The 25,193-nt window shown below is 51.7% G+C and carries 21 protein-coding genes and 1 tRNA gene; 13 read left to right on the top strand and 9 right to left on the bottom strand.

What is annotated here, in order from left to right; translation table 11 throughout:
• Positions 1-62 precede the first annotated feature (62 nt).
• From GJJ30_RS26950 to GJJ30_RS26935, 4 genes are all read right to left on the bottom strand, one after another.
• Positions 63-782, bottom strand: coding sequence for a hypothetical protein (locus GJJ30_RS26950; protein WP_154178253.1), 720 nt, complete (start codon positions 780-782; stop codon positions 63-65).
• Positions 783-845: 63 nt separating this feature from the next.
• Complete coding sequence (locus GJJ30_RS26945; RefSeq protein ID WP_154178252.1) at positions 846-3,218, bottom strand: TonB-dependent receptor; 2,373 nt, start codon at positions 3,216-3,218, stop codon at positions 846-848.
• A 17-nt stretch (positions 3,219-3,235) separates the two neighbouring features.
• Complete coding sequence (locus tag GJJ30_RS26940; protein ID WP_154178251.1) at positions 3,236-4,333, bottom strand: DUF4249 domain-containing protein; 1,098 nt, start codon at positions 4,331-4,333, stop codon at positions 3,236-3,238.
• A gap of 57 nt (positions 4,334-4,390) precedes the next feature.
• Entirely contained in the window at positions 4,391-5,785 is a 1,395-nt protein-coding gene (locus tag GJJ30_RS26935; RefSeq protein WP_154178250.1) for a Kelch repeat-containing protein, read from the bottom strand.
• A gap of 1,195 nt (positions 5,786-6,980) precedes the next feature.
• On the opposite strand from GJJ30_RS26935, the gene GJJ30_RS26930 reads away from it, so the two are divergent.
• Positions 6,981-8,237: a hypothetical protein gene (locus GJJ30_RS26930; RefSeq protein ID WP_154178249.1), complete on the top strand. Its 1,257-nt coding sequence runs from the start codon at positions 6,981-6,983 to the stop codon at positions 8,235-8,237.
• A 149-nt stretch (positions 8,238-8,386) separates the two neighbouring features.
• Here GJJ30_RS26930 and GJJ30_RS26925 read toward each other — a convergent pair.
• Together GJJ30_RS26925 and GJJ30_RS26920 are read right to left on the bottom strand one after the other, a co-directional pair.
• Positions 8,387-8,458, bottom strand: a tRNA-Arg gene (locus GJJ30_RS26925).
• Positions 8,459-8,619: 161 nt separating this feature from the next.
• Positions 8,620-9,294, bottom strand: a complete 675-nt coding sequence (locus GJJ30_RS26920) for an NUDIX hydrolase (RefSeq protein WP_154178248.1) — start codon at positions 9,292-9,294, stop codon at positions 8,620-8,622.
• A gap of 224 nt (positions 9,295-9,518) precedes the next feature.
• Between GJJ30_RS26920 and GJJ30_RS26915 the strand changes: the two genes are divergently transcribed.
• The 5 genes from GJJ30_RS26915 (at position 9,519) to GJJ30_RS26895 (ending at position 15,034) form a co-directional block, all read left to right on the top strand.
• Positions 9,519-10,244: a proteasome-type protease gene (locus GJJ30_RS26915; protein ID WP_154178247.1), complete on the top strand. Its 726-nt coding sequence runs from the start codon at positions 9,519-9,521 to the stop codon at positions 10,242-10,244.
• Between the two features lie 38 nt (positions 10,245-10,282).
• Entirely contained in the window at positions 10,283-11,125 is an 843-nt protein-coding gene (locus GJJ30_RS26910; protein WP_154178246.1) for a transglutaminase family protein, read from the top strand.
• Between the two features lie 120 nt (positions 11,126-11,245).
• Positions 11,246-12,655 carry a phosphoglucosamine mutase gene (gene glmM / locus GJJ30_RS26905; RefSeq protein WP_310588397.1) on the top strand — a complete coding sequence of 470 codons (1,410 nt, stop codon included), beginning with the start codon at positions 11,246-11,248 and terminating at the stop codon, positions 12,653-12,655.
• 190 nt (positions 12,656-12,845) lie between these two features.
• Complete coding sequence (locus tag GJJ30_RS26900; protein WP_154178245.1) at positions 12,846-14,012, top strand: cysteine desulfurase family protein; 1,167 nt, start codon at positions 12,846-12,848, stop codon at positions 14,010-14,012.
• Positions 14,013-14,173: 161 nt separating this feature from the next.
• Complete coding sequence (locus tag GJJ30_RS26895) at positions 14,174-15,034, top strand: SDR family oxidoreductase (protein WP_154178244.1); 861 nt, start codon at positions 14,174-14,176, stop codon at positions 15,032-15,034.
• Here GJJ30_RS26895 and GJJ30_RS26890 read toward each other — a convergent pair.
• Positions 15,031-16,164, bottom strand: coding sequence for a trans-sulfuration enzyme family protein (locus tag GJJ30_RS26890; RefSeq protein WP_154178243.1), 1,134 nt, complete (start codon positions 16,162-16,164; stop codon positions 15,031-15,033). The two genes, GJJ30_RS26895 and GJJ30_RS26890, sit on opposite strands and share 4 nt — an antisense overlap.
• 130 nt (positions 16,165-16,294) lie before the next feature.
• Between GJJ30_RS26890 and GJJ30_RS26885 the strand changes: the two genes are divergently transcribed.
• Positions 16,295-17,179, top strand: a complete 885-nt coding sequence (locus tag GJJ30_RS26885) for an SDR family oxidoreductase (protein ID WP_229313447.1) — start codon at positions 16,295-16,297, stop codon at positions 17,177-17,179.
• A 221-nt stretch (positions 17,180-17,400) separates the two neighbouring features.
• Here GJJ30_RS26885 and GJJ30_RS26880 read toward each other — a convergent pair whose 3' ends face one another.
• A complete protein-coding gene (locus GJJ30_RS26880; protein WP_154178242.1) occupies positions 17,401-18,168 on the bottom strand; it encodes a class I SAM-dependent methyltransferase in 768 nt (255 codons plus the stop codon).
• Positions 18,169-18,383: 215 nt separating this feature from the next.
• On the opposite strand from GJJ30_RS26880, the gene GJJ30_RS26875 reads away from it, so the two are divergent.
• From GJJ30_RS26875 to GJJ30_RS26850, 6 genes are all read left to right on the top strand, one after another.
• Positions 18,384-19,733, top strand: a complete 1,350-nt coding sequence (locus GJJ30_RS26875; protein ID WP_154178241.1) for a GWxTD domain-containing protein — start codon at positions 18,384-18,386, stop codon at positions 19,731-19,733.
• A complete protein-coding gene (rlmB, locus tag GJJ30_RS26870) occupies positions 19,706-20,524 on the top strand; it encodes a 23S rRNA (guanosine(2251)-2'-O)-methyltransferase RlmB (protein WP_154178240.1) in 819 nt (272 codons plus the stop codon). The genes GJJ30_RS26875 and rlmB overlap by 28 nt, the downstream gene beginning before the upstream one ends.
• A 52-nt stretch (positions 20,525-20,576) precedes the next feature.
• Positions 20,577-21,200 carry a PDDEXK family nuclease gene (locus tag GJJ30_RS26865; protein ID WP_154178239.1) on the top strand — a complete coding sequence of 208 codons (624 nt, stop codon included), beginning with the start codon at positions 20,577-20,579 and terminating at the stop codon, positions 21,198-21,200.
• Positions 21,201-21,324: 124 nt separating this feature from the next.
• Positions 21,325-21,870, top strand: coding sequence for a hypothetical protein (locus tag GJJ30_RS26860; RefSeq protein WP_229313445.1), 546 nt, complete (start codon positions 21,325-21,327; stop codon positions 21,868-21,870).
• A complete protein-coding gene (locus GJJ30_RS26855; protein ID WP_154178238.1) occupies positions 21,870-22,568 on the top strand; it encodes a hypothetical protein in 699 nt (232 codons plus the stop codon). Before GJJ30_RS26860 ends, GJJ30_RS26855 begins: the two co-directional genes overlap by 1 nt.
• Positions 22,569-22,723: 155 nt before the next feature.
• On the top strand, positions 22,724-23,755 hold the full coding sequence (locus tag GJJ30_RS26850; protein ID WP_229313444.1) for a DUF3500 domain-containing protein: 1,032 nt from the start codon (positions 22,724-22,726) through the stop codon (positions 23,753-23,755).
• Between the two features lie 48 nt (positions 23,756-23,803).
• Here the strand turns inward: GJJ30_RS26850 and GJJ30_RS26845 are convergent, their stop codons facing one another.
• A complete protein-coding gene (locus tag GJJ30_RS26845) occupies positions 23,804-25,192 on the bottom strand; it encodes an FAD-binding oxidoreductase (protein ID WP_154178237.1) in 1,389 nt (462 codons plus the stop codon).
• Position 25,193: the final 1 nt, after the last annotated feature.

Here is a 25,193-nt window from a genome sequence, read left to right as displayed (position 1 = left end):
TAACTGGACAGCTTTTACTTCCTGAAGACGCCCTCATCCAAAACCGTCTCTTTTCTAAAATCTTATTTTTGAACTCCGTCGTAATACGCCACGGCATTGACGAGTTGGTAGTCATCCAGCTTACGCTGGGTGAGGTATTGGTCTAACTGATTGGTAGGGTCTTTCAGAACGCCAAGAACGGACTTTCTGGACAAATTCACCACCCGGAGTTTTTCATTATTCCGCTGAATAAAGTAGGTTTTACTGTGGATGAAAGTTCCGTCGAACGGTTGCTCCATGGAATAGGCGTCTCTTTTTACGACACTCAGATTGCTGCGAATTTGCTTTAGCAACCGGGTTTTGCCCGCGTACAAAACCATATAGTACACACGGTTCGTCTTGTTGACTTTCCGGCTTACCTGACTGGTAAACCGCATATCGTTGATAGTAAACCCTTCCGGCAGCACTTCGTATTCCCGCTCGTCGCCCGCAAACCGGCATTTAACGACGTTGGTGGCAATGTTGAACGCAATCCGGCACGGTATCGGTTTTTTCGGATCGCCGGACTCCAGCGTGCCATCCTGCCAGATGGGATAGGTCAAATACTCGCTGCCCAGAAAAGTAACCTGCGTAAGCGCCTGACTGCGATCCGGCCGGTTGACCAGCAAGCCGTTTTTGGGTGCGTAATACTGGCAGGTCGTGATCACCCGCTTCTGAGCATCCTGCGATACGACACACTGACTAAAGCCCGACAAATTCAGCAGGGCAAACAGCACCACCAGTTGGGCCGAACGGGATTTCATAGGGACAGAAAATGGGTCGCTAAACGACGATGCGGTTTTTTAATTTTTAATCAAGATACACATTTAGTAGGTAAAATTCCAGCTTAACGAGGGAATAACCGTACCAAAAACCGAGAGCTGGTAGCTCCGGGTGGTTGTGTTTACCCGTTGAAAATAAATCGAATACGGATTTTTGCGGGCATACACATTATAGAGTGACACCGACCAGTTGCTGTACCGACGCTGACCCGGCGCCCGTCGACCGTCTTTGGTAAACGACACATCCAGCCGATGGTAGTCCGGAATGCGGTCGACGTTGCGCTGGGAATAATCAAGTACTTTGGTGCCGTTCAGCCGATAGGTTCCGTCGGGATACGTCGTCGGTCGGCCGCTGGTATACACGAAGTTAGTCCCAAAGGTCCACCCCCGACTCCATTTCCATTGCGTAGCGACGGTCAGGTTGTGGGGCCGGTCGAAGGTCGACGCATACCAGGCCCCGCCGTTGATGCGGTCGCGGGCGTACGTCGTCGGCACCCGGGCCAGCGTCCGGGCGTAGGTGTAGGCCAAAAGGCCGGTCAGCAACCCGCGTGTTTTCTGCAAACTTATTTCCACCCCGTAAGCCTTCCCCTGAGCTGCCAGCAGGTCGGCATCCAGGGCCGGATTGAGCAAAAGCGTTGCGCCGTTGCGGTATTCGACCAGGCTGGTCATTTGCTTCCCGTATACTTCCACCGAGGTTTCGTAGATATTGTCCCGAAAGTTGCGAAAGTAACCAACGGCCCACTGATCGGCTACTGCGGGCCGGACCAGCGGATCACTGAGCTTCCAGAAATCGACCGGCGAAATAGCCGTTGTGTTGGAGATCAGGTGCAAAAACTGGCGGGTGCGGTGATAACTGAATTTGACGGAACTGACACTCGTCAGGTTGACCCGCACCGTCATGCGGGGTTCCCAGCCGCCGTAGCGAACGACCGGTTTTCCGCTCCCATAATTCAGCGTATCGGTGATGGTTTCCCGGCTGCGGGGCAATCCTTCCGCGTATTGAAAACCGGCTCCCGGCCCGATATTGGTAAACCGGGCGTAGCGAATCCCCACCTGAACCGATAGGTTCCGCATCAGCGTCCAGTCGTCGGAAAGGTAACCCGCCCATTCGCGGGCTTGCTCATTTGATAACCTCTGGGCGGTAATGTTTGAGCCTTCGCCCGTTGGATTGATGGCTCCGGGCAACAACGCGTAAGCCGTCAGGGAACCTCCGAACTCGATCCGGTGGGCTGGTATAGGCGTCCACTGCCAGTCAAGACGGGCGTCACGCTGCCGGATCGTCGAGCGGTAGCGGTACGTGTTAGCCACTCGTTGACCATCTAAAAAGAATCGGTAATCGCTCTGGGTACCCGTCAGATTGAACGACCATTTCGGGTTAAGACGCTGGCTGTAGCGGGCCGTGAGCAGGGTCGATTGGGTGGTGTAAAGCGTGTCCTGCGGAAACTTGAACGTATCAAACGATCGGTAAAATGTGCCCGTTAGCTGGCCGTTCGGACTAAAGTGGTACGTGATGCGGCCGTTCAGGTCATAGAAAGAAGCCCGGTTTCGGTTGGTCGGGGCAGGAAAAAGCCCCAGCAACAGTGATGGATACGCGATGCGACCTCCGGCCAGAAAAGTCAGTTTTTTATTCTTCGTTACTGGCCCCTGCAGCAGCAACCGACTCGTAATTAAACCAATTCCGCCATTGACACTAAGCCGGTCGGTTTCGCCCGTTTTCGTATTCATAAGTAACAGACTGGATAGGCGCCCGCCGTACGCGGCCGGAATTCCACCTTTATACAGCGTTACGTCCTGAATGGCGTCGGCATTGAGGTTGCTCAGCAATCCCAGCAAGTGGCTCGTGTTGAACAAAGGTGCGCCGTCTAACAGCACCAGATTCTGGTCGGTCCGCCCACCCCTTACATTAAAACCGCCAGCGCCTTCGCCCACCGTAGAAACGCCCGGTTGCAGCGTCAATGCTTTCAGAATATCGACTTCCCCAAAAACGACGGGAATGTTGCGCAGATTCTTCATGTCAAGCTTGACGACACTCATCTGGGCCGCCGAGACATTAGCGTCGGGAGCCCGGCCCGTTACGCTGATCTCTTCCAACTGCCGGATGTCGGGATTGAGCGTCACGTCTACGACTTCGTCGGCCCGGCTGACCTCCGCCGGGAGGCTGCGGCTGTAATACCCCAAGCGGGAAAATGTCAGGCTGTACAGTCCGGGCAATACCCGTAGGCTGTAGGCCCCGGTGCTGTCACTGAGTGTGCCTATCCCCTGCTTCCTGAGGCTGACAGACACATTCGCCAGTCCACGCCCTGAAGCGCCATCGGTAATTCTGCCCCGGATCAGGTACCGGTTTTGGGCCAGCAAAGCCGGTACGGCCAGCAACAGCAGAACCGTAGTCAAACGCAAACGAAGGGAAAATTGGCGCATACTTGTTAAAAATAAAGTCATTTCCCGTCCGTGAGCCATTTCGTGGGCGGAGCCGCCTGAGCCTGGTCCCGCGCCAGGCCAGGAACCGTCGGGCTGACATCGTCAAACAGCAACGGTCCGAAACGCGAAACAAACCGGGCGTAATTGATGGTGTCGGTGTGAATGACCATCCGCTGCCGACTCACGGCCGAAGCGCCGAAGAACCCCAGCGCCAGCTTATTCGTATCCTCCACCGACCGCACGTTGCCCTCAATGCTGGCGGGCTGCGGATCGAAAATCGTACCCGCACGCGAAAGCTGTTCCTGGTAGAGAACCCAATATTGATAAGCCGCCCTGGAAAGCGAATACTGCCGGACTTCCATGTACTGGGTTCCTAACGCAACCAGCGGAGCGGTTAACACCAACTGCCCTTCGAGCCGGTTGCCGTTGATGAGCTGATCGCTGAGGACGTTGGTAAGCGGACCGTAAAAAGGCGCATAGGCCCCTTCCCCCGCTGGCCGCGACCGATTGTAGTAGCCCTGCGGATCGTTGCCGCCCCCCCAGATTGGCATGTAACTCATTGCCTGCCAGCGGTAAAAATTGCCGGGTTCAGACGGATCACGGGTATCGATACGCACCTGAAACGAATTGAATGCCAGCAGGTTCGGGTCTGACACTTTGTATTCTGCGTAAAACTTCTCAATGGCTGGAACCGGGGCCAGCAGTTCCGGCCGGGAAACGTAGCGGCTGCCATCCGGCAACTGAATCCGCAAGGTGTAGGTTCGTCCGAGCACGCCCTGAAGCCGGGTGTCGCGCATCCAGTAGAAAGCCGGATTCAGCGGGTCTTGTTGTAGCTGGGCCTGATTGCCGAGGTTGTCTTCCACCGTGGCCACAGCGCCGTTGATAGCCAGCTCGTCGGGAATCAGCAGCGCCCGGTTCAGGTTTCCCGAATAGGTCAGTTTAATGATGTACGGAGGAGGTTCGTCGGTAATGAACCCATCCACGACCAACCGGCGCTCGGTTTGCCGAATGGGCAGCTCTACCGGGTCGACGCAGCCCCATACAAGGAACAACAGCAGGCCGACAGCCCTAAACTGTTGCCCCCGACCGGTCAATTTAGGTATCTCTTTCATCATTGGGTCGACTGGTTAGTTGTCCATCTTTGGCTAAACCGGTAACAATAAACGATTCATTCAGGGCGTCAGCTCCCACCAGTCGGTGCAGCCAACGATTCGGTTAACGCCCGTGCTGGTTTTTTGCGACTCGTAGCCCCAACCCAGGTACGCCCGTTCGGGTTTGGCTCCATCCGGCGCGCTGAAAACCGCCAGTAACTGATTCCCCTGGCCGGGATATTCCGTGACGTACTGCCAGCGGTCGGTTCCCGGATCATACTGCCACAGATCGCGCAGTCCCTGCCCGTCAGCCGTCAGGCCCAGGCCAAAATAACCGTTGCGGGCCAGCGCGAAACCCGTTCCCCGCTGCCGGGCCGGTCCCGGAAAGTCGGCCCGCCGGGTCCATTTGTCGGCGACGGGGTCGTAGGCCCAAAGTCGGATGGGCTGGCCCAAACGCTGGTTGACCACGTATCCGATGTTCCGGATGGAAAAGGTTGCGAGCGTTCCGGGCGGCTCCGGCAGGGGCGCGCGTTCCGTCTGCGTGAAGGTCGCGTGAATGCTCCGCATGGCGGGTGAGCCAAACTGGGTCAAAAAATAGGCTTCATCAGTGGTGGTAAAAAAAGCCACTTCACCATCCTCGCCCGCATACAACGGTTTGAGCGGACTGCCGCCAACGGGCAGGAGCACGGCCATATCGCGGTAATAAAAATATTTGCTGGCGGCCCGTTCTTCGGCAATGTACCCCAAACCGCTGAACTGGTAACGGTCTACACCCATAAAAAACACGTTGTACTGAACCGCACCCTGACGCGGTATCCGGAGGTCGGCAGTCGGATAAAATGGCCAGCTATCGGTCGCCCGGTCGTAAATCCAGCGCTGCATGCGATCCTGTTGCGGACCCGCATACCGAAGCAATTGCACCCGGTTTCCCACGAACGCGCCCGTGCCGGGATGGCCGCAGCCATTATCCGGATTGGCCCCACAAATGGCATCCACGGCCACAGGATAAGCGGTGTAATCGCCCCCGCTGAAGGGAGCAGGCGCCAGTCGGGTCCAGCGGGGGGCGGTTGGGAGTCGGTGCGTATACGAGCGCAGGGCGGTTATCGAATCCTGATCGGCAAATTTAAAAGCCAGTCGAAACCGGTACGTTTGCCCATTGACCAATCCGTTTAGCCGGAAAGTCGTCAACCCGAAATCGGTGAAGTCTTTGGTTTCCCCGGGCGGGATTGTCAGGTTGCCACCCTCGGCGGAGGTAGCCGTTATTTGCCAGCCCGTCGGTTCGAGTCGGATGCTTTTTACGATGACTTCCGCCGTTGTAGCCCCCGTAGGAAGTACACTTACGAGCGATGCCTGAGCCGCCGTAACGGGATCGGGCTGTTGTATTGGCACGAGATCTCCACCTGTCCGGCAAGCCACCGCTACCACTGCCAGGGCAATGCACTTTATTGAAGTATACCACCGCGACAGCTTATCCATTCGTGTGATTCAAGCGTAAAATCCGAAAATTTGATCCGCCTTGCTGAGTATCCATTGAAACCCTTTCCGATAAACCGCTCGTCCACACGGAGCAAACCGGAGGGCCCACTAATTTGCAATATAGAAAGGAGAAATAAAACTAATTCTATTTGAAGGCAGCTGACGACGAAAATTTATGCGCATCGAATTTTGCACTTGTGTCGATTCATAAAAGTCAACTTTTGCGCTTACCGGGTGACCGCGTATTTTAGTATCCCCACCAAAGTGGATCTTTATTCTGAAATCCTAAATAAAACACCTTGAAAAGGGACAACCTGAGTATACAAAAAAGATTCAATTCAACAACCGTACCTGTTAAAATAAGTAACTAATGTAATACAACAGTTCTTTTGTTTCTTTATTTATTTCTATATTCTATTTTATGATCTGATGAATCTGATTACAAAACCGATCCTTTCGCGCAATTAACCGATGCAATTTTTCGATAATCAAATCACTTTGATCCTGAAATTTCCGGAGATATTGCTGGTTTCTTTCCAAATCAAATTTATCCATTTTTCTGTCGATTAAAGTGCAACCTGACCGACCGCTTAAACTACAAAAGGCGAAAGAGGCTCTGTGAGAACTGATTGATAAATAGGAAGCATACGAAATACGGTTACGGTTTTAAATGGAATCTATAGCAGTTAATTCCTTTACTAATTTATTCAAAAAGAAAAATCACAGGTTAAATAAAATTAAGCCGGAGCGAATTTTGGATTAATTTTATCAGGCCAAATGATGGGTGTTTCCAGGGGTCACCAATACACGTTCAATCGAAATGAGCGGAATCGTAAATTTCGAATTTAATGAGACTGTCTAAAAAGCTCATCTTCTACCGTAAAGCTCTGCCCCCAACCCCCTAAAGGGGGCTTTCATCGGGGTCTCAAAGCCCCCTTCAGGGGGTTGGGGGCAGAGCGGAAGGGAAAATTTTAAAATTTAGACAGTCTGTCTAAAACCGCTGAAAAATAGAAAAGTTGTTGAACCAGCAAGATGTGGTAGTTTTTAACTTTTTTGAGCCTGTTAAGATGTATATCGGTTAAAACGGCAGAATCATATCAAATGCGAGAAATGACTTTCGGAATTGCGGGCAGCTTGCGAATAGTTTGAATGGTGCGATGAAAATCCTTAGATTGCTGTCAGGATTTGATCGAAAATGACTCTGCCCGCTGGAAAGTTGACACCCCTGATTGCCTTATTCTTTATTTTTTTCGCGTTCGCCTTTTGTTTTCGGGTGATCTGGTTCCCCATTACGCATGATCAGCTAGGCTATACGGTCGCAGAAACGATGCTGAATTACCAGAATGGGTTTTATCGGCGCGCGCTGGTGGGCAATCTATTTGGGCCGATTCATAACCGGTTTTTCCTTCAATTGGCCATTGCAGGTACCTACTCGCTCTGTCTGATTTGCCCTTTGCTAATCATCCGATCGTTCAAATCGGGGTGGGTGCCGATCCTGTTTTGGATAGCCTTTTTCTGCCCATTCGGCACGGCGCTTTGCCTTAAGGATGTGTTGGCCGTTCGGAAAGAACTCTTCTTTTTTCTCCTTTTTTATCTGGTGACGCTTTATAATGTAAAGAGTTTATTCGGAAATGTACTTCTCATCGTTATCGGCTCGCTGATTCACGAAAGCTTCTTTTTCCTCTTCCTGCCCTTCCTGGTTTGTTATCACTGGTTAAACCACGGCAAAATCTGGCACATGCTTACCCTGCTGGCAACAGGAATTACGGTGACGATCCTTTTATCGGTGACACCGGGAATGCCAGGCGAAGTGACGGATTTACTGATTGACAGACTGGTACATATGGGTTTTCAGAAAGACCAGTTTGACGGGTTTGAATACTTTCAAAAGCTCTCCTTTTCGCAGAATCTGACCAATGCCAACGCCAATCTTTCCGGTCTGAATCCGGTCGTTTATCTTTTCCTGTACGTTGGGACTTTCGGGGTACTCTACGGGCTATCTTCCTTGTCAGGGCTTCGGATCAAGTTTAAAAAACCGGGAGGCCTTATTCTTTCGCTGGGCATTATACTGGTCATGGCGGGCGCCCTGTCCGTGATTGCGATGGATTATGGGCGGTGGCTGTCGATGGGGTTTATTACCTCCGTCATCCTGCTTTCCAGTCAAATTGACTCGTTTCAATCTACTTGGCCACGTTTCTCAGCAACCCGGATTCTGATCCTGATACCGGCCATCCTGCTGCTTTTGGTTATCCGTATTCCGCACTTTTCGGGTACGACCTTTCAATGGAGCGACTGGTACGTCGTGGATAAAGCGTTTCTGGCCAGTGGCTTATTCTTTTCCAGTGTAATCGCCATGAATCCGGGAGTGGGCAAGGGAAGTCAGCCGGGCTTGTTTGCAAAACTTCAGTCTTTTTTTCACGTTAAAAATAAGGCAAGGCGGAATTTTGACTAAAGTCGAACACCAGCTCCGGCAACTCCGGTACAGCCCGACCACGACCTGAAACATTTGCACTTAAGGTGCCCGTATGGGCGGACGTCAAATCCGTTTGAAACATAAAAACCGCCAAATCAGCGAGATCTGGCGGTTTTTATGAAAAAAAGTGAACCCGAAGGGATTCGAACCCCTATCGTCGGTACCGGAAACCGAAATTCTATCCATTGAACTACGGGTCCATTCGCGGGCGGATGCCCGTTTCGGGTTGCAAATATAGTGATTGTTACTACTTTTTCACAAGCCCACTTTTTCTTTTTTCTTCTTTTTTACCCAAAAACCGCTCCTATCACCCTTCCTACCCTATGCCACGCACCCTCTGCTCCAACCTTTTCTCCCTCACTTACAGCAACTTCATGGTTTCATAATCGCCCACCGTATTCAGGTACAAAAAATGGATCAGCAACCCGTTGATGTTCGTAATCAGCTTGTGCGCTTCGGGGAGCGTGGTAACGGCGGTCGTAATCCGTTCGAATTCCGACGCCACGCCCATATCCTTGTGGTGAAAATCCATGATCCGCTGACGCGGAAGCTCGCGTTCGACAAAGAAATAATGCATGGCTTCGTCGCTGGTGCCGGTACTGGGAAACAAAAGCCGGTTATTTAATTGGGTCAGTTCGGCTGGTTTGATGTCCAGACCGATTTCTTCACCCACCTCGCGGGCCGCCACTTCCCAGGGATCGTCACCCGCGTCGACCATGCCCGCCGGATGTTCGTAGGTGTGCGATCCGTCGCAAATCCGCCGTTGCCGAACCAGGACGACGTATTTTTCTTTCGTTTCCCGATCGATCAGACACACCAGCACCGAAACCGCGTGGCCCTTCAGAAACAATGCGGGAGGTATTTTGTCACCTTCGGGCGTGTCGGCGTCCACTTCCAGCATGGCAAAAAGCACTTCACCGTTGTGGCGTCGGCGGACGTAAAACTCATCAATGTTGTTGATTACCAACCCATTCGTTTCGGCCTGCTGCTTCCAAAACCGGAATTTGGGTGCATCAGCGAGTGATTCTTTTTTCATATGTGTTCGTTTTGAAGCCTTTGTTTTCGGTACTGGCCGACCCGCAAGTAACAAACCTTTTTAATGTGTAACCAAAAAGTGTTTCAGGGAACGATTCTTGCTCCTTGTAGTTACCATGCAAAAACAAATATGAGTTGTTTTTGCAAAAACCGGTCTAAATCGGAAGTCAAATTTCGGAAACGTGTATATTTGCCATTCGCCATAGCTTGTAGTTTACAAATTCAATGACGTATTGTTTAGGTATCAAAGTAGCCACCGGCTTAGTCGCCATTGCCGACACCCGACTTACCTCCGGCTCCGAAGTTTCGAGTAATCGTAAGATTTCGGTCCATGAACTGGAAAATCATTCCCTGTTTATCATGACCTCCGGTCTGCGTTCCGTGCGCGACAAAGCCATCACTTATTTTCGGGAAGTGATTGGCGAGAAAGACCGTTCATTCAATAAGTTATACAAAGCCGTCAATGCTTTTGGCGAGCAGGTCAGGCGGGTCGCCATTGAAGACCGGGCGGCTCTGGAAGCCGCCGGTATGCACTTCAATCTGAACGCCATCGTGGGCGGACAACTGGAAGAAGACGAAGAACACAAGCTGTTTTTGCTCTACCCGGAAGGCAATTGGGTGGAAGTAGACCAGGGCTCGCCGTTTAAAATCATCGGCAATTCGGGCTACGGAAAACCGCTTTTATACCGCAACCTGACGTACGAATCCTCCCTGCAGGATGCGTTGAAAATGGGTTTTCTGGCCTTCGATGCGACACGGGTCAGCGCCAACGATGTGGATTATCCGCTGGACGTGGTCGTTTATGCCAAAGACAGTTTCCACCTGACCGAGCACCGACTCGAAAAAGAGGATATGGAATCAGTTTCGAACCAGTGGAGTGCGTTACTGAACAATTCGGTTCGGAAACTTCCAACGGCCTGGATGAATCCCATTTTCAATAAAATAGTCTAATTCGGAAAGCGATTTGAGTTAAACGTCTCCGCACATCCATGAAACTTCGGGTCAGCCATGAACTCCGGTATGTGTATTCGTCAGCGGTTTCGCTCGATCCGCATACGCTGTATCTGTACCCCAAAATTTACCCGCATCAGCGGCTAAATCGGTACAGCTTAAACGTTGACCCTCAGCCCAGTAAACTGGTCAATAATATCGATATTGAGGGAAATATCCAGCAGGTTATCTATTTTAACCAGCCAACTGATTCGCTGGTCGTCCGGGCCGAAATGGAAGTGGAATCGGATTTGTACAACGCCTACGATTTTTTTCTGTTTCCGTTCGAAACCCAGCGCATCCCGTTTCAATATTCCGAAGCCGATCGAAAACTGCTCGAACCGTACCTCGAACGCACGGCCGTAACGACGCTGGTGGAACAGTATGCGCGCCAGATCGCGGCCGAAGCCAAGTGGCAAACCGTGCCGTTTTTGTCGCACCTGGCCACGACGATCCGCAATAATTTCGTTTACGAAGTCCGCGATGTGGGTCCGGCCACCTCCGCCGAAATGACCCTGATCTCGCGCAAGGGCTCGTGCCGCGACTATTCCGTGCTGTACATTGCTGCCTGCCGGAGCCTGGGCATTGCTGCCCGGTTTGTCAGCGGTTATCTCTACGGCGACCCCATGCAGGAACACGAGCTCCATGCCTGGGTGGAGGTCTACCTGCCCGGCGCGGGCTGGCGCGGTTTCGACCCGACCGAGGGCTCCGTGGTCATCAATCACCACGTCTTCCTGGCCGCTTCTTTTTTCCACGATCGGCTGGCTCCGCTGGCCGGAAGTTTTCGGGGACAGGCCCGTTCGACCATGACGGTTGCGCTTTCGATTACCGGATTGGAATAGATACCGGATCGGAAAAAGGAACTATATTTGTTTTCAATTCAAGAATTAAGGAGCTGGACGCTCAGGTGTACGTTCAAGTGCTGACTCCTCCGGCTCCTTAACACCTATTCTCTTTTCAACGTGGCATTAATAAAGTCGATTTCCGGTATTCGCGGAACAATTGGTGGGCGTACAGGCGAGGGCCTTACACCTTTGGATGTAGTGAAGTTCGCAGCTGCTTATGGCCAATGGATCCAAAAACGTCATCCGGAAAACCGGTCGGTAGTGATTGGGCGGGACGGTCGCCTGTCGGGGGAAATGGTCTCCAAACTGGTATCAGCCACTCTTCAGGGCCTGGGGTTGAATGTGATTGATCTGGGCTTGTCGACGACTCCAACGGTCGAGCTGGCGGTTACGGGTGAGCAAGCCGCCGGGGGAATTATTCTGACGGCCAGTCACAACCCGATTCAGTGGAATGCCCTCAAGTTACTGAACGAAAAGGGGGAATTTATTTCCGAAGAAGATGGCGCGGAAGTCCTGGCACTGGCCGAATCGGAAATGTTTGATTTTGCGGATGTCCGGAAACTGGGCAGTTACCGAACCGACAATACCTGGCTGCAAAAACACATCGACGCCATTCTGGCCCTACCGCTGGTTGATAAAGAAGCCATTGCCGCCCGGAAATTTAAATTGATTGTCGATGCGGTCAATTCCACCGGCGGTATTATTGTCCCGATGCTGCTCGAAGCACTGGGCGTTGAAACGATCCACCGGTTACACTGCGAACCGACGGGGCAATTTGCGCACAACCCCGAACCGCTGCCCGAAAACCTGCGGGATATTATCGCCGAAATCAAGAAAAACGAATACGACCTCGGTATTGTGGTGGATCCGGACGTCGACCGGCTGGCGCTGATTTGCGAAGATGGCTCGCCCTTTGGGGAGGAATACACGCTGGTGGCCGTGGCGGATTATGTGCTAAAAAACCGCTCCAAAGACCTGAAACCGGGTAATACGGTTTCCAATCTGTCGTCGACGGTGGCTCTTCGCGACGTCACCCAGAAATACGGCGGCAAACATTCGGCTTCGGCGGTCGGCGAAGTCAACGTCGTCGAGATGATGAAGGAAGTCGACGCAGCCATTGGCGGGGAAGGCAACGGCGGGATTATCTACCCCGATCTGCACCTGGGCCGGGATGCGCTGGTGGGCATTGCGCTTTTCCTGACGCACTTGGCCAAATTTGGCAAATCCGCTTCGATCCTCCGCCGGACATACCCGAATTATTACATTTCCAAAAACAAAATTGAACTGACGCCCGACATCAACGTCGATGCGGTTTTGGATCGGATCAAGACCAAATACGCCAAAAACCCCATCAACACCATCGACGGCGTCAAGATCGAATTCGACAAGGAATGGGTTCATTTGCGCAAATCGAACACCGAGCCCATTATCCGGATTTACTCCGAATCCGATACGCTTTCGACGGCGGATTACCTCGCCAACAAAATTATTTCGGATATCAAGGAAGTCATTGCCGATAAACGATAAGTACCCGGCCAACGGCTTTTTTTAAACCGCCACCCGGTTTTGGCAAACAGCGGGAAGTAAGTTCTGACCCTTTTACAGAACTCGCTTCCCGCCGTTTTTCGTTTGAGGGTTACCTATTGGTAACATTGGGCCACACCGGGATGGGCGTTCCTGCTAATTTTGTACCTTTGTGGCCATTACACAACATCACATGCGCGCTTACTTTGACAATGCAGCCACGACCCGGCTCGATCCGGAAGTGCTGGAAGCCATGCTTCCCCTGATGACCGAGGAGTTTGGGAATCCGTCGTCGATTCACTCTCACGGTCGGAAAGTTCGAACCGCTCTGGAACGGGCCCGGAAAACCGTCGCAACGCTGCTACATACCTCGCCAGCCGAAATTTTCTTTACGTCCGGCGGCACCGAAGCCGACAATACCGCCATTCGGAGTTCCATCGAGACCTACGGTCTGACGCACGCCATTACGTCCCCGCTCGAACACCACGCTGTTCTCCATACGCTCCAGCATCTTGATAAACAGGGTGTTGTCAAGCTAAGTCTGGTGGATGTAGACGAAGACGGGCGTATTGACCTGGCACATCTGGAAGCTTTGCTGAAATCCAATCCGAACACGCTGGTGTCGCTGATGCACGGCAACAACGAAATCGGTAACCTGCTCGATCTGGAAACCGTCGGCAATCTTTGTCGGGAACACCGGGCGGTTTTTCATTCCGATACGGTGCAGACGATGGGCCACTATCGCCATGATTTACACCAGCTTCCGGTCGATTTTATCGTGGGGGCCGCTCATAAATTTCACGGGCCGAAAGGCGTCGGTTTCCTGTACGTCAATGCCAACACCAAATCCGGGCGCGGGGCCATTCATCCGTTCATTCACGGCGGTTCGCAGGAACGCAACATGCGCGGAGGAACGGAAAATGTCTACGGTATTGTCGGGCTGGCCAAAGCGCTGGAAATCGCTTACAATGAAATGGATAGCCACCGGAACTACATCGAAACCCTGAAAAGCCGGATGATCGGTCAGCTCCGCGAGCGGCTGGATGGTGTTTCGTTCAACGGCCTGTCGGGCAGCCTTTCCGAGAGTTTATATACGGTTTTGAACGTCAGCCTGCCCGCGTCGGACATGAGCGATATGCTGCTGTTCAACCTCGACATTGCGGGCATTTCAGCTTCCGGCGGGAGCGCCTGCACCAGCGGATCCAACCTCGGCTCCCACGTCCTGTCTGCGCTCCCCGGCAACGATCCCGAACGCGGAGCTATCCGGTTTTCCTTCAGCAAGTACAATACCGCCGAAGAAGTTGATTATGTGGTTGATACGCTGGTGGGGTTGTTTAAGCGGGAAAAACAACTGTTATAATTTTAATTGTATTAATATCGAATATTGAATAATGAACACCGAATGTCGAAGGGATCTATTTCGATATTCAATATTCGTTATTCAGTGTTCGATATTTCATTCCATTTCAAAACTTCTCTCCTCCACATCCGGTTACCAGAGCATAACCAACTTTCCTGCCAATGCCAGCAAAGGTTTGTCTGATTACCGGTGCCAATTCGGGTATTGGGCGCGTAACGGCTTTGGAACTCGCCAGAAAAGGGTTCGATATCATCATGCTCTGCCGAAATCTGGAGAAAGCGCGGCCCGTTCGGCAGGAAATCAAACGGGTGAGCAAAACCGGTCAGGTCGATCTGCTATGGTGCGATATGGCAGTCCAATCGTCGGTGGTTCAGGCGGCTCGTGAAGTCATCGATCGGTACGATCACCTCGATGTGCTGATCAATAATGCCGGGTTATACATTGAAAAAGAGCACTATACCGCCGAAGGCATTGAACTGACATTCGCCACCAATCACCTCGGCGCTTTTCTGCTGACCAACCTGCTGGTGGGTTTGCTCCGAAAAGGGAGCCATTCCCGCGTCATTACGGTTTCGTCTGAAGCGCACCGCTGGGACAGCGGTTTTATTATCGACGAGTTAGCAGCGCCCCAAAGTTACGACGGCATGAAAGCCTACGGTGCTTCTAAACTTTGCAACATTCTGTTCGCCAGAGAATTGGCTGAACGGCTGGCGGATGATGGCATTACCTCGAACAGCGTACATCCGGGCGTTGTCAAAACCAACTTCGCGCAGAATTACAGCAATTTTCGCGGGGTTGTTTTCAACCTGATGCGCCCCTTTTTCATCAGCCCCGAAAAAGGAGCCGAAACCAGCATCTACCTGGCCTCCGCGCCCGAGGTCGAAAAGGTAACGGGATTGTATTTTGCCAAATGCCGACCTAAAATACCCAGTGCGGCCGCCCAGAGTGCCTTTTACGCCAGCCAGCTCTGGGCACTCAGCGAACGGTTAACGCAGTTAAAAAAGCATCTGGTAGCTATCTAAACCGGTTTTGCGTGAAATAGCGCCTGTTCCAGATCGGCAATCAGGTCATCGGCGTGTTCGAGTCCAATCGAAATCCGCAGCAGATTCTGGGGCGTCGTCGTGTTGGGTCCTTCAACCGATGCGCGGTGCTCAATCAGACTTTCGACCCCGCCCAGACTCGTTGCCCGGGTGAAAATCTGAACGTGACCGGCCACATTGACGGCGGCTTCGGCACCATCCCTGATCTGAACAGACAGCATGGCTCCAAACATCGACATCTGTTTCTGGGCCACAGCAAAACCGGGATGACTTTCCAGGCCCGGGTAATGCACCGCTTCGACCGCCGGATGACGGCTCAGAAATTCAGCCACCTGAAAAGCCGTGGCCGATTGCGCCCTGACCCGCGTCGTGAGCGTTTTAATACCCCGCAACAGCAGCCAGCTATCAAACGGAGCCGCAACGGCTCCGCCAATCAGCTGATACCGCCGAACCCGTTGATAGAGTTCACCATCTTCTTTGAAAACCAGCGCCCCGCTCAGCACGTCGCTGTGCCCGCCAATGTACTTGGTCGTGGAGTGCATCACCACGTCGCAACCCAGATCGAGCGGGCGTTGCAGGATGGGCGTTGCCCAGGTATTGTCGCAGGCGCACCAGGCTCCGGCTTCGTGCGCCAGGTCGGCAATGGCCTGAACATCGGCAATTTTCAGCAGCGGATTCGACGGCGTTTCGATCCAGATCAGGCGGGTATTCTCGTGAATGGAGCTGCGAACAGCCTCCGGATTCGTCATGTCAACCCGCGTGTAGGTAAGTCCCCACGGATGAAAAAGTTCTTCAAGCAAAGCCGGGGTTCCGTGGTAGGCATCGTCGCCAATAATGACATGATCGCCCGGCCGAAGGGCCAGCAGCAGCGTTAAGGTAGCGGCCTGCCCCGAACTAAACGCCAGTCCGGCAAAACCGCCCTCCAGGTTTGCCAGAGCGGTTTCGAGCGCATCCCGGGTGGGATTGCTGGTCCGGGCGTAGACGTGTCCGTGCGGGAAAGAGCCGTCGGCAGCCCGCTCAAACGTCGTGCTGAGGGAAATAGGGGGAGCCACGGCACCGGCGTTGGCATCGGCCAGGCGGTTTTGATAAATAGCGAGCGTTTCAGGATGCATACGGTTTTGGATTACGAGCGAAAATAAGGTTAGTTTAAGCGGTGTTTATCGTTTAGGGTGTAAAGTTAGCTTACAACGCCATGGTGGTGCTCTTTAAACAATAAACCATACACCCTAAACTGTAAACCAGATGATCAAAGCGGAAGGCATGCTGCGCGAAGGCGCGTTGAAAGATAAAACAATTATTGTTACGGGCGGAGGCACGGGTTTGGGAAAATCGATGGCGCGGTATTTTTTACAACTCGGGGCGAATGTCGTTATCTGCAGTCGAAAATTACCGGTTTTGGAAGCCGCTGCCGCTGAGCTGATGGACGAAACCGGAGGCCGGGTCGTACCAATGGCGTGCGACGTTCGGAACCCGCTGGAGATCGAAAACGTCATTGCGCAAACCATTGAGCGTTTCGGTCGGATCGACAGTCTGCTGAATAATTCGGCGGGAAATTTCATTAGCCCAACCGAGCGGTTGTCGTACAAGGCGTTCGATGTTGTGGTGGACATCGTACTGAAAGGAACCTATTATTTTACGCTGGCGGTCGGCAAATACTGGATTGAGAACCAGATTCCGGGCACGGTTTTAAATATCTCAACCACCTATGCCACAACGGGTTCCGGCTACGTCGTACCGTCGGCGGTGGCCAAAGGTGGCGCCCTGATCCTGGTTAAATCGCTGGCGGCCGAGTGGGCGAAGTACGGTATTCGCCTGAATGCCATTGCGCCGGGTCCTTTTCCCACGAAGGGTGCCTGGGACCGGCTTTTTCCGGAACCGCTGGTCAAAATGATGGACCCCACCAGCCGCATTCCGCTCAAGCGCGTCGGGGAGCACCAGGAACTGGCGAATGTAGCGGCTTACCTGCTGTCCGATTATTCGTCGTTTGTTACCGGGGAATGCATTACAATCGATGGCGGTGAAGTCCTTTCGGCGGGCGAATTTAACCACCTGGAAAACGTAAGTTCGGAGCAATGGGACGCCATCGGGCTGGCCATCAAGCAGGCGAATCGCCCGGCAAAGGAATAGATTCCGGTGTTTTGGCCTCTTGCCTATTCACCGCTGTCATGGTGGGCAGCCCTGACAGCGGTCGAAGACCCTGTCAGCGGCCAACGATTTCACTCACTTCTTCGTCAGATAAAAAAAATCGAGGCTTCCGGCGGGGGTATTGGTCTGTTGATTATTCACCGCTGACAGGGTCTTCGACCGCTGTCAGGGTGAGCGGCTTTGTCAGCGGCCAAAGACTTCACTCATTTCTTCGCCAGATAAAAGAAATCGAGGCTTCCGGCGGGGGTATTGGTCTGGATGTAATCTTTGTATTGAATTTCGGCGGCTATTCCATCGGCTTGCAGTAACTTATTGCGATTCAGGCGGTTTAACAAATCGTAAGGCACCTGAAGCATCCAGCGGGGCAGGCGGTGTTGCAGATTGAAGATATCGTACCGCGTAATTCGCTCAACGGATTTCTTGTTCTGCTCGTAATACGCCATCACTTTCCCGTTGCCGTGAATGCCCCGGGTTTCGACCGTCGAAAAATACCGCAGCATCAATTGCTTTAACTCGTCGGCCGTATATTCCCGAACATGCCACGGATTACGGGTCAGCGAAAACAGGCGGTTTACGGTGGTTAGCAGCAGTTTCCCGCCGGGTTTTAAAACCCGAAAAGCTTCCCTGATGAACAAATCGTCGTTCTGAATGTGTTCAATCACCTGAAAGGTAACAATGTAGTCGAAGGTATTATCGGCCAAACCGCTCAGCGGTGGGATATTGGCCTGAATGAACGTAGATTGCGGATATTCCTGACGAAGCGACTGAATCAGGGCGTCATTTTTGTCGATACCGGTATAATGCTCAGCCGCCTGTGTCAGCAATTCCAGCCCGCGCCCCCAGCCACAGCCAATTTCCAGCACGTTACCGCTTACGATTTTAGCGGCTTCGACATACGGAAACAACAACCGCTGGTGAACGGGGTTATCGGAAGCGATTTCGGCAGAGGTAATTTCAGTGGTTTTATACATATAGCTCCGGACTATGATTACGGTGATGCAGATGATAAATATGAAAAACCGTTACCAATAGAACCGGCATTCAATCACAGGAATCATATTAATCATTTCAATCATAGTTCTTTTTCCGTAAAGTTACTTCATTTGTGGAAGCTTTGAAAAAACGAATTGGATTTGACGGGATTGGGCGTTTTGTTCGTTTTAAGTTTGAACAGTATAAAAGCGGTATGAGAATAGCAATTATCTTACTTTGTGCGGCTTTGCTCGGGGCCTGTGCTTCCGGAAAGCGCAGCAAAATGGCGGAAAGAAACACGAATCAAACCGAACGGTCTACCGACCCCTCCGATCGGGATCGGTCAGCAAACCGGCCAGCTCCCGCGCAGCCAGCCGCCCAACCGGCGCAGGCCAACTGGCGGGTGGTTTCAACCAAAGCCCGGTTTCTGGGCAAAGACTCTACCTCCATTCGGGTCTATATCAATCTGACGGTTCGGAAAGGCAGCGAGCATGCCACCGTCGAAGATTTTACCTCCCGGTTTATGCTCAATTACGTTATCTACCCGGATTACAACAGCCGGGAGCGGTTGGGCTACGGAAACATCCCGCTGACGGCCGAATCGGTCGTTCGGGAAACTTCGCCGGAGTCGGGGGATGTATTGACGATCTTTTTCGACGTTAAAAAACCGGCCAACGCCGTCAATGGGGTGATGCTGGCCGAAATTACCGAGATCAGCAGCGGCCGGAAAGTGTTGAACGATATGCCGATCCGGTTCAAGGCCACCAAGCTCAGCGACCGGTTTGCGTTTTTCGACCCCAGGACTAACCTGCCTCAACAACAACATTTTGTGAATGTCGGTGATACGGTTATCGTTCGGGATGTTCTGGGCTCGGTTGCGAAATCGTTGCATTTGTACCGCTACCAGCACGATTTTGATCCCGCGCAATCGCCGATGAACACCACACCCCGCCCGGCGGCAAAAGTTCTCGGACTCGACTCGGCCATGACCGTTATGACGAATCAGCCGTTTTCGTTGCCAAAAGAAGGGCTGTATTATTTTCTGGAAGATACCGCCGATGCCTTCGGAATGGGGTTGGTTGTGGCCGACAACCGTTTCCCGAAAATCACCCGCCCCGAAAAACTGATCAAGCCCATTCTGTACGTCAGTACCAACACCGAAATTACCAGTCTGAACAATGCGCCGGATTTCAAAAAGGCGCTCGACCGGTATTGGCTGACCTTGATGGCGGGCGACCAGAGTCTGGCGAAGGGCGCCATCAAGGCTTATTACGGACGGGTTGAGGAAGCAAACCGGCTTTTTACGACCTATAAAGAAGGCTGGAAAACCGACAAAGGTATGATTTACATCGTTCTCGGGCCACCCGACCGCGTCCAGCGCAGCCGCGACCGCGAAGTCTGGGTCTACAACCAGCGGGCGAATGTGTCGGAAATTAACTTTACCTTTAATCGAAAACCTAATCAATTTGTGGAGGATCACTACGAACTGGTGCGATACGTTGAGTATCAACCCGTCTGGTATCCCGTAGTCGAAGCATGGAGAACCGGAGCAATTCGCGAGTAAATACCTATCAAAACAAGAAGCCTAAACAATATTCCAGCGATGAGATGGTGTTTGGGATTCAATCCGTTACCGAAATCCTGCGTTCCGGGAAAGACATCGACCGTCTTTATCTGGTCAAGGAAGGCAGTTTCCCCGAAATTCAGCAACTGGCCTTCGAACGGCGGGTGACGATTCAGCGGGTTCCGGTGGAAAAACTGGATCGGATTACGCGCAAAAACCATCAGGGCGCGATTTGCTTTGTTTCGTCGATTTATTACGCCAAACTTTCGAACGTGATTGTTGGCGTTTACGAAAAGGGCAACATTCCCCTGCTGCTGGTGCTCGACCGGATTACTGATGTTCGTAATTTTGGAGCCATCGCCCGGACGGCCGAATGTGCTGGTGCACAAGGAATTGTGATTCCGGCGCGGGGCGCAGCTCTCATCAACGCCGACGCCATGAAAACGTCGTCGGGTGCGTTGAGTCACTTGCCGGTTTGCCGCGAAGTCAATCTGGAAGAGACGATCAAATACCTGAAAGATTCCGGTATTAAAGTCGTTGCCTGTACCGAAAAAACCGATCATTACCTCTACGACGTCGACATGTCGGGCCCAACGGCCATTATTATGGGCTCGGAGGATGACGGTATTTCCGACGAACTGCTGCGGCTGGCCGACCACCACGCGCGCATTCCGCTGGTGGGGCAGGTCGAATCGTTGAACGTTTCCGTCGCAACGGGCGTGGTGTTGTACGAAGCCGTCCGGCAGCGGATTTTTAGTGACAACGAGCCGCCGATTGATGAAGGTTTTTAATCCGATTTGAAGACCGGATTTTGCGTATTTCAAGTTAAGTAAACCAAAGAAGATGGCAGTTGCGGTAAGGCAAGCCCGGCAGACACCGGTTTCCCGATCAAAACGTAAGATTCCCGATTACCTGATTTGCGAGGTACTGGATGGAAAACCCTTGTATTACAAGGGCTACGAGGACGTATTGGCTGGAAAAAAAACACTGGAAGAGATCATGGGCTCGAGTAGCTTACAGGCAAGTATTGTTTATTACCTCACGGCTTTTATAGCGAAATTCATTGATGAGGATCAATACAATGTATTAGTCAGCGAGCCTGGCGTCCATCTTGATCGTCGCGATAATGTTTCAAATGACATTGCCATTTTTGATCAGTCAGTTCTACCGGGTACTAGCATATCCAAAAAATACGCTGACGTTCCGCCCAAAATTGTTGTTGAAGTGGACATCAGTATTGCGATCTCGGAGCTAACCGAAACCGGCTACATCTACAAGAAAACCGGCAAATTGCTGGACTTTGGCGTCGAAAAAATCATTTGGGTGCTGACCGAAGCCCAGGTAGTGATGGTTGCAACCAAAGAGCGAATTGAGACCTTTAGCTGGGATAAGGATATTGAATTGATGGATGGCCAGAAATTTAATATCGGAACATACCTGGCTAAAAAGGGCATTATTGTTGAGTAATTGATCGATCAATAAGCACTGCTTTATACATTTTAGACGTGTTTAAAGTAGGCTTTCATTTTATCCCATTCTTTATAAATTTTAATCAGTTTTTTCATAATTTGCGATTTGCAAATCGCAAATTATGAAAAAACACAATGGAATGAGACCGCAGGATATAGTTATCTTGCTGAAAGTAGCTTCACATTTAAAAAATCGTCCCGGCGAACTCTTTTTTAATGCGCCACTCGTTAAAAAAGACATTGCCTCCGAACTTGGGATCAGTCCGGCAGAAGTGACTGAATCATTAAATCGTTCATCTTACGCCGGTTTATACGATGCAACCAATAAGAAAGTCCGATCATTGGCATTAATGGATTTCCTGCAATATGGTCTTAAATATGTATTTCCGCAGCAACCTGGCGCTTTAGTTCGGGGAATTCCCACCGCTCACTCAGCGAAACCACTATCCGACCTTATTTCTTCAAATGAAGTCTACGTATGGCCTAATGCGAACGGTTTGGCAAGAGGTCAGGCGATAGAACCTCTTTATCATACCGTTGAAACCGCAATCCAGAATGATGAGCGCATGTACGAATTGTTAGCGCTGACTGATGCCGTACGAGTTGGAAAATCCCGGGAAGCCTCTATTGCTATCGAGGAATTGAAAAAGCGAATCCTATCGAACTGATGGCTGACTATGTGAATTTAACCGACATACGTGCCGTAGCCATGGCATTGGAAAACCTGGAAGAGAAAGCTGTTTTTGTCGGAGGAGCAACGGTTCAATTATACGCATCAGGTTATGCGGCCACCGAATCAAGACCAACTCAGGATATTGACGTTGTCATAGCATTGGTAAGCTACAGCGATTCGACGGAGTTAGATAGAAAATTAGTAAATCTGGGTTTTAAGAACGATGTAATGTCTGGAGTAATTTGTAGATATATATACCAGGATATTGTGGTAGACGTTATGCCGACAGAATCTTCCAGTTTGGGTTTTAGCAATCGTTGGTATGCTGAGGGGATCAATCAAGCTATTCTTTATCCAATTGATAGCGAGAGTAGTATATATATTTTCACAGCTCCCTATTTTCTAGCCTCCAAACTCGAAGCATTTAAATCCTATCGACATGGAAAAGACTTTCGGATGAATAGTGATTTTGAAGACATTATTTATGTGTTCGATAACCGGATCGAAATTGAGAATGAAATCAGAAATAGCCCGGTCTCCGTCCGCAAGTACCTTGCTAAAGAATTAAAGAATCTCCTGAATCACCCGGACATACAAGAAGGAATATCCGTTCACTTAGAATATTCTACTTCAGGCCAACGGACCCAGCGCATTCTGACAATCTGGGATAATTTTATTAAAACGGTTTGGTGAGCTGAACCGGATCTTCGATACGTATTCCGTTGCACTTAGCTCACATGTACTTTTTCCGGGATTTGAAAGTTGGTGAGATTATCGTTTCCAAATGGATTACATAGTAACACAAAACGCAAAAATCCGTATCTTCCGACCAAAATTCCTAAGCCTTCATGAAAAAATACCTGATTCTCCTGACCGGGTTCCTGCTGGCCTTTACGCCCCCTACCCGCGAACCCATTGGGAAGGAAATGGCCGCAGCAGTTACCGCCTTCATCAAAACCCTCGACGAAGAGCAGCGCAAATTGGCGCTCTATCCGTTCAGCGACGATGAGCGGTATGTCTGGTTTTATACGCCCGTTCCGCGCAAAGGCCTGTCGATGAAGAAAATGAATCCGGAGCAGCAGAAAGCCGCCATGGCGCTGGTGAAACTGGCAATGAGTGAACAGGGCTACGAGAAAACCACGGCTATCATGGACATGGAAAACGTGCTCCGTGTGCAGGAAAACCGCCCTCCCAACGATACGCACCGCGATCCGGTGAATTACTTTTTTACTTTTTTTGGTGAGCCCAATGCCAAAGAACCCTGGGGCTGGCGCCTGAATGGCCACCATCTCCTGTGGCAGTTTTCGTCCCTGACTGGCAAAATTTCCGGCATGACGCCAACCTTCCTCGGCAGTAACCCGGACATTGTCCGGATCGACGTCCCGCAGAAAGGCAAACAAATTCTGAAAAAAGAAGCCGAGCTCGGCTTCGCGCTGGTGAACTCCCTGAACAGCGATCAGATGAAGCTGGCCCTGCTCAGCGAAACGTCTCCGCAGGAGATCATCACGACCAACGTTCGGAAGGCATCGATTGAGAAAATGGAGGGCATTCCATTTCCGCAACTGACGGAAAGTCAGCAGAAAACGTTCCTGACACTGCTCGATACGTACCTGAACAACTACCACGTGACGCTGAAAAATCAGCAGTTGGAAAAGTTGAAAAAAGTTGGTCTGGATAAATTGGTGTTTGCCTGGGCGGGCGACCGCCAACCCGGTTTTGGTCCCGGCAAAGGCCAGTATTACCGGATTCACGGCCCGACGATTCTGATCGAATACGATAACGCGCAGAATCAGGCGAACCACACGCACACCGTCGTTCGGGATCTGACGAGCGATTTTGGCGAAGATGTGTTGGCCGAACATTACAAGTCGCATCATTAAGGAGCGACTCCTCATCAAAACCGGTATCGGCCCAACGGCAGGTACCGGTTATTTTTTTTCGGGCGGGAGCAGTTTTCCGGGATTCATCAAATTGGCCGGGTCAATGGCGGTTTTGATGGCACGCATCACTTCGACCGCTTCGCCATGTTCCTGGCTCATATACGCCAGTTTTCCAACCCCAATGCCGTGTTCGCCGGAACAGGTTCCTTCCAGCGCCAAAGCCCGCTGTACCAGCCGTTCATTCAGGGCTTTGGCCCGCTCAAACTGGCTGGGGTCGGTGGGATCGAGCGGGATGGACAGGTGGAAATTCCCATCGCCAACGTGCCCGAGAATGGGCGCGAAAAGACCGGTTTCGGCAATATCAGTTTGGGTATCGACAATGCATTTGGCCAGTCGGGAAATCGGCACGCAAACGTCGGTTGACATGATTTTGGAACCGGGTACCATCGCCTGAGCCGACGGAGCGGCATCGGTTCGGGCACGCCACAACCGCAAGCGGGCGACTTCATCTTTTTCCCAGCAAAAATCGTCCCCGCCAAATGCCCGCGCAATCGCCTGTACTTTCGAAATCTGCCCTTCTATTTCGGCGGGCGAACCGTGAAATTCCAGCAATAACGTCGGTTTTTCCGGGTAATCGAGCTTTGAAAACCGGTTGACGGCGCGCATCAAAAGTGCATCCAGCAGCTCGATTTTAGCAATTGCGATGCCATTCTGAATGGTTTTAATGGCGGTATTAACGGCCGCTTCGACCTCAGGAAACGAACAAATCGCGGCATAAATCGCTTCCGGATAACTGTGCAGTTTGATCGTTAACTCGGTAATAATGCCGAGCGTTCCTTCCGAACCGATCAGTAAGCGGGTCAAGTCGTAGCCCGACGACGATTTTCGGGCTTTGCTGGCGGTTTTGATGACCTGTCCGCTGGGCAAAACCGCCGTCAGCGACAACACATTGTCTTTCATCGTTCCGTAGCGAACGGCGTTCGTTCCCGACGCCCGGGTACTCGCCATTCCGCCCAAAGTGGCGTTGACGCCGGGACCGATCGGAAAGAAAAAACCGCTGCCTTCCAGGACGTCGTCCAGTTGATTGCGCGTCACACCTGCCTGAACGGTCGCGCACATGTTGGCGGTATCGACTTCCAGCACCTGATTCATCAACCGCAGATCAACGCAAACGCCCCCATTCACAGCCAAGATGTGACCTTCTATCGACGTTCCGGCGCCAAACGGAATAATGGGAAGCTGGTAGGTACTGCAAATGGCCACGATCGCGGCAACTTCTTCCGTCGAACGCGGAAAGGCTACCCAATCCGGCGGCATGCAGGTGTGGTAACTAAAGCCGGAACCGTGCTCCTTCCGGACGTCGAGCTGACCCGTAAACCGGTCGCCCAGCAGGATTTGAAAAGCCGACGAAATGCGTTCAGTCTGAAGTGTTTCCATG

The organism is Larkinella terrae (assembly GCF_009668025.1).
GTDB lineage: Bacteria > Bacteroidota > Bacteroidia > Cytophagales > Spirosomataceae > Larkinella > Larkinella terrae.
The sequence above is the reverse complement of the archived record's forward strand: the minus strand, read 5'-3'. Positions and strand labels throughout refer to the sequence as shown.

Coding starts and splice junctions, on each gene's coding strand:
- GJJ30_RS26950 (WP_154178253.1), bottom strand. CDS start 782: ATGAAATCCCGTTCGGCCCAACTGGTGGTGCTGTTTGCCCTGCTGAAT.
- GJJ30_RS26945 (WP_154178252.1), bottom strand. CDS start 3,218: ATGCGCCAATTTTCCCTTCGTTTGCGTTTGACTACGGTTCTGCTGTTG.
- GJJ30_RS26940 (WP_154178251.1), bottom strand. CDS start 4,333: ATGATGAAAGAGATACCTAAATTGACCGGTCGGGGGCAACAGTTTAGG.
- GJJ30_RS26935 (WP_154178250.1), bottom strand. CDS start 5,785: ATGGATAAGCTGTCGCGGTGGTATACTTCAATAAAGTGCATTGCCCTG.
- GJJ30_RS26930 (WP_154178249.1), top strand. CDS start 6,981: ATGACTCTGCCCGCTGGAAAGTTGACACCCCTGATTGCCTTATTCTTT.
- GJJ30_RS26920 (WP_154178248.1), bottom strand. CDS start 9,294: ATGAAAAAAGAATCACTCGCTGATGCACCCAAATTCCGGTTTTGGAAG.
- GJJ30_RS26915 (WP_154178247.1), top strand. CDS start 9,519: ATGACGTATTGTTTAGGTATCAAAGTAGCCACCGGCTTAGTCGCCATT.
- GJJ30_RS26910 (WP_154178246.1), top strand. CDS start 10,283: ATGAAACTTCGGGTCAGCCATGAACTCCGGTATGTGTATTCGTCAGCG.
- GJJ30_RS26900 (WP_154178245.1), top strand. CDS start 12,846: ATGCGCGCTTACTTTGACAATGCAGCCACGACCCGGCTCGATCCGGAA.
- GJJ30_RS26895 (WP_154178244.1), top strand. CDS start 14,174: ATGCCAGCAAAGGTTTGTCTGATTACCGGTGCCAATTCGGGTATTGGG.
- GJJ30_RS26890 (WP_154178243.1), bottom strand. CDS start 16,164: ATGCATCCTGAAACGCTCGCTATTTATCAAAACCGCCTGGCCGATGCC.
- GJJ30_RS26885 (WP_229313447.1), top strand. CDS start 16,295: ATGATCAAAGCGGAAGGCATGCTGCGCGAAGGCGCGTTGAAAGATAAA.
- GJJ30_RS26880 (WP_154178242.1), bottom strand. CDS start 18,168: ATGTATAAAACCACTGAAATTACCTCTGCCGAAATCGCTTCCGATAAC.
- GJJ30_RS26875 (WP_154178241.1), top strand. CDS start 18,384: ATGAGAATAGCAATTATCTTACTTTGTGCGGCTTTGCTCGGGGCCTGT.
- rlmB (WP_154178240.1), top strand. CDS start 19,706: ATGGAGAACCGGAGCAATTCGCGAGTAAATACCTATCAAAACAAGAAG.
- GJJ30_RS26865 (WP_154178239.1), top strand. CDS start 20,577: ATGGCAGTTGCGGTAAGGCAAGCCCGGCAGACACCGGTTTCCCGATCA.
- GJJ30_RS26860 (WP_229313445.1), top strand. CDS start 21,325: ATGAAAAAACACAATGGAATGAGACCGCAGGATATAGTTATCTTGCTG.
- GJJ30_RS26855 (WP_154178238.1), top strand. CDS start 21,870: ATGGCTGACTATGTGAATTTAACCGACATACGTGCCGTAGCCATGGCA.
- GJJ30_RS26850 (WP_229313444.1), top strand. CDS start 22,724: ATGAAAAAATACCTGATTCTCCTGACCGGGTTCCTGCTGGCCTTTACG.
- GJJ30_RS26845 (WP_154178237.1), bottom strand. CDS start 25,192: ATGGAAACACTTCAGACTGAACGCATTTCGTCGGCTTTTCAAATCCTG.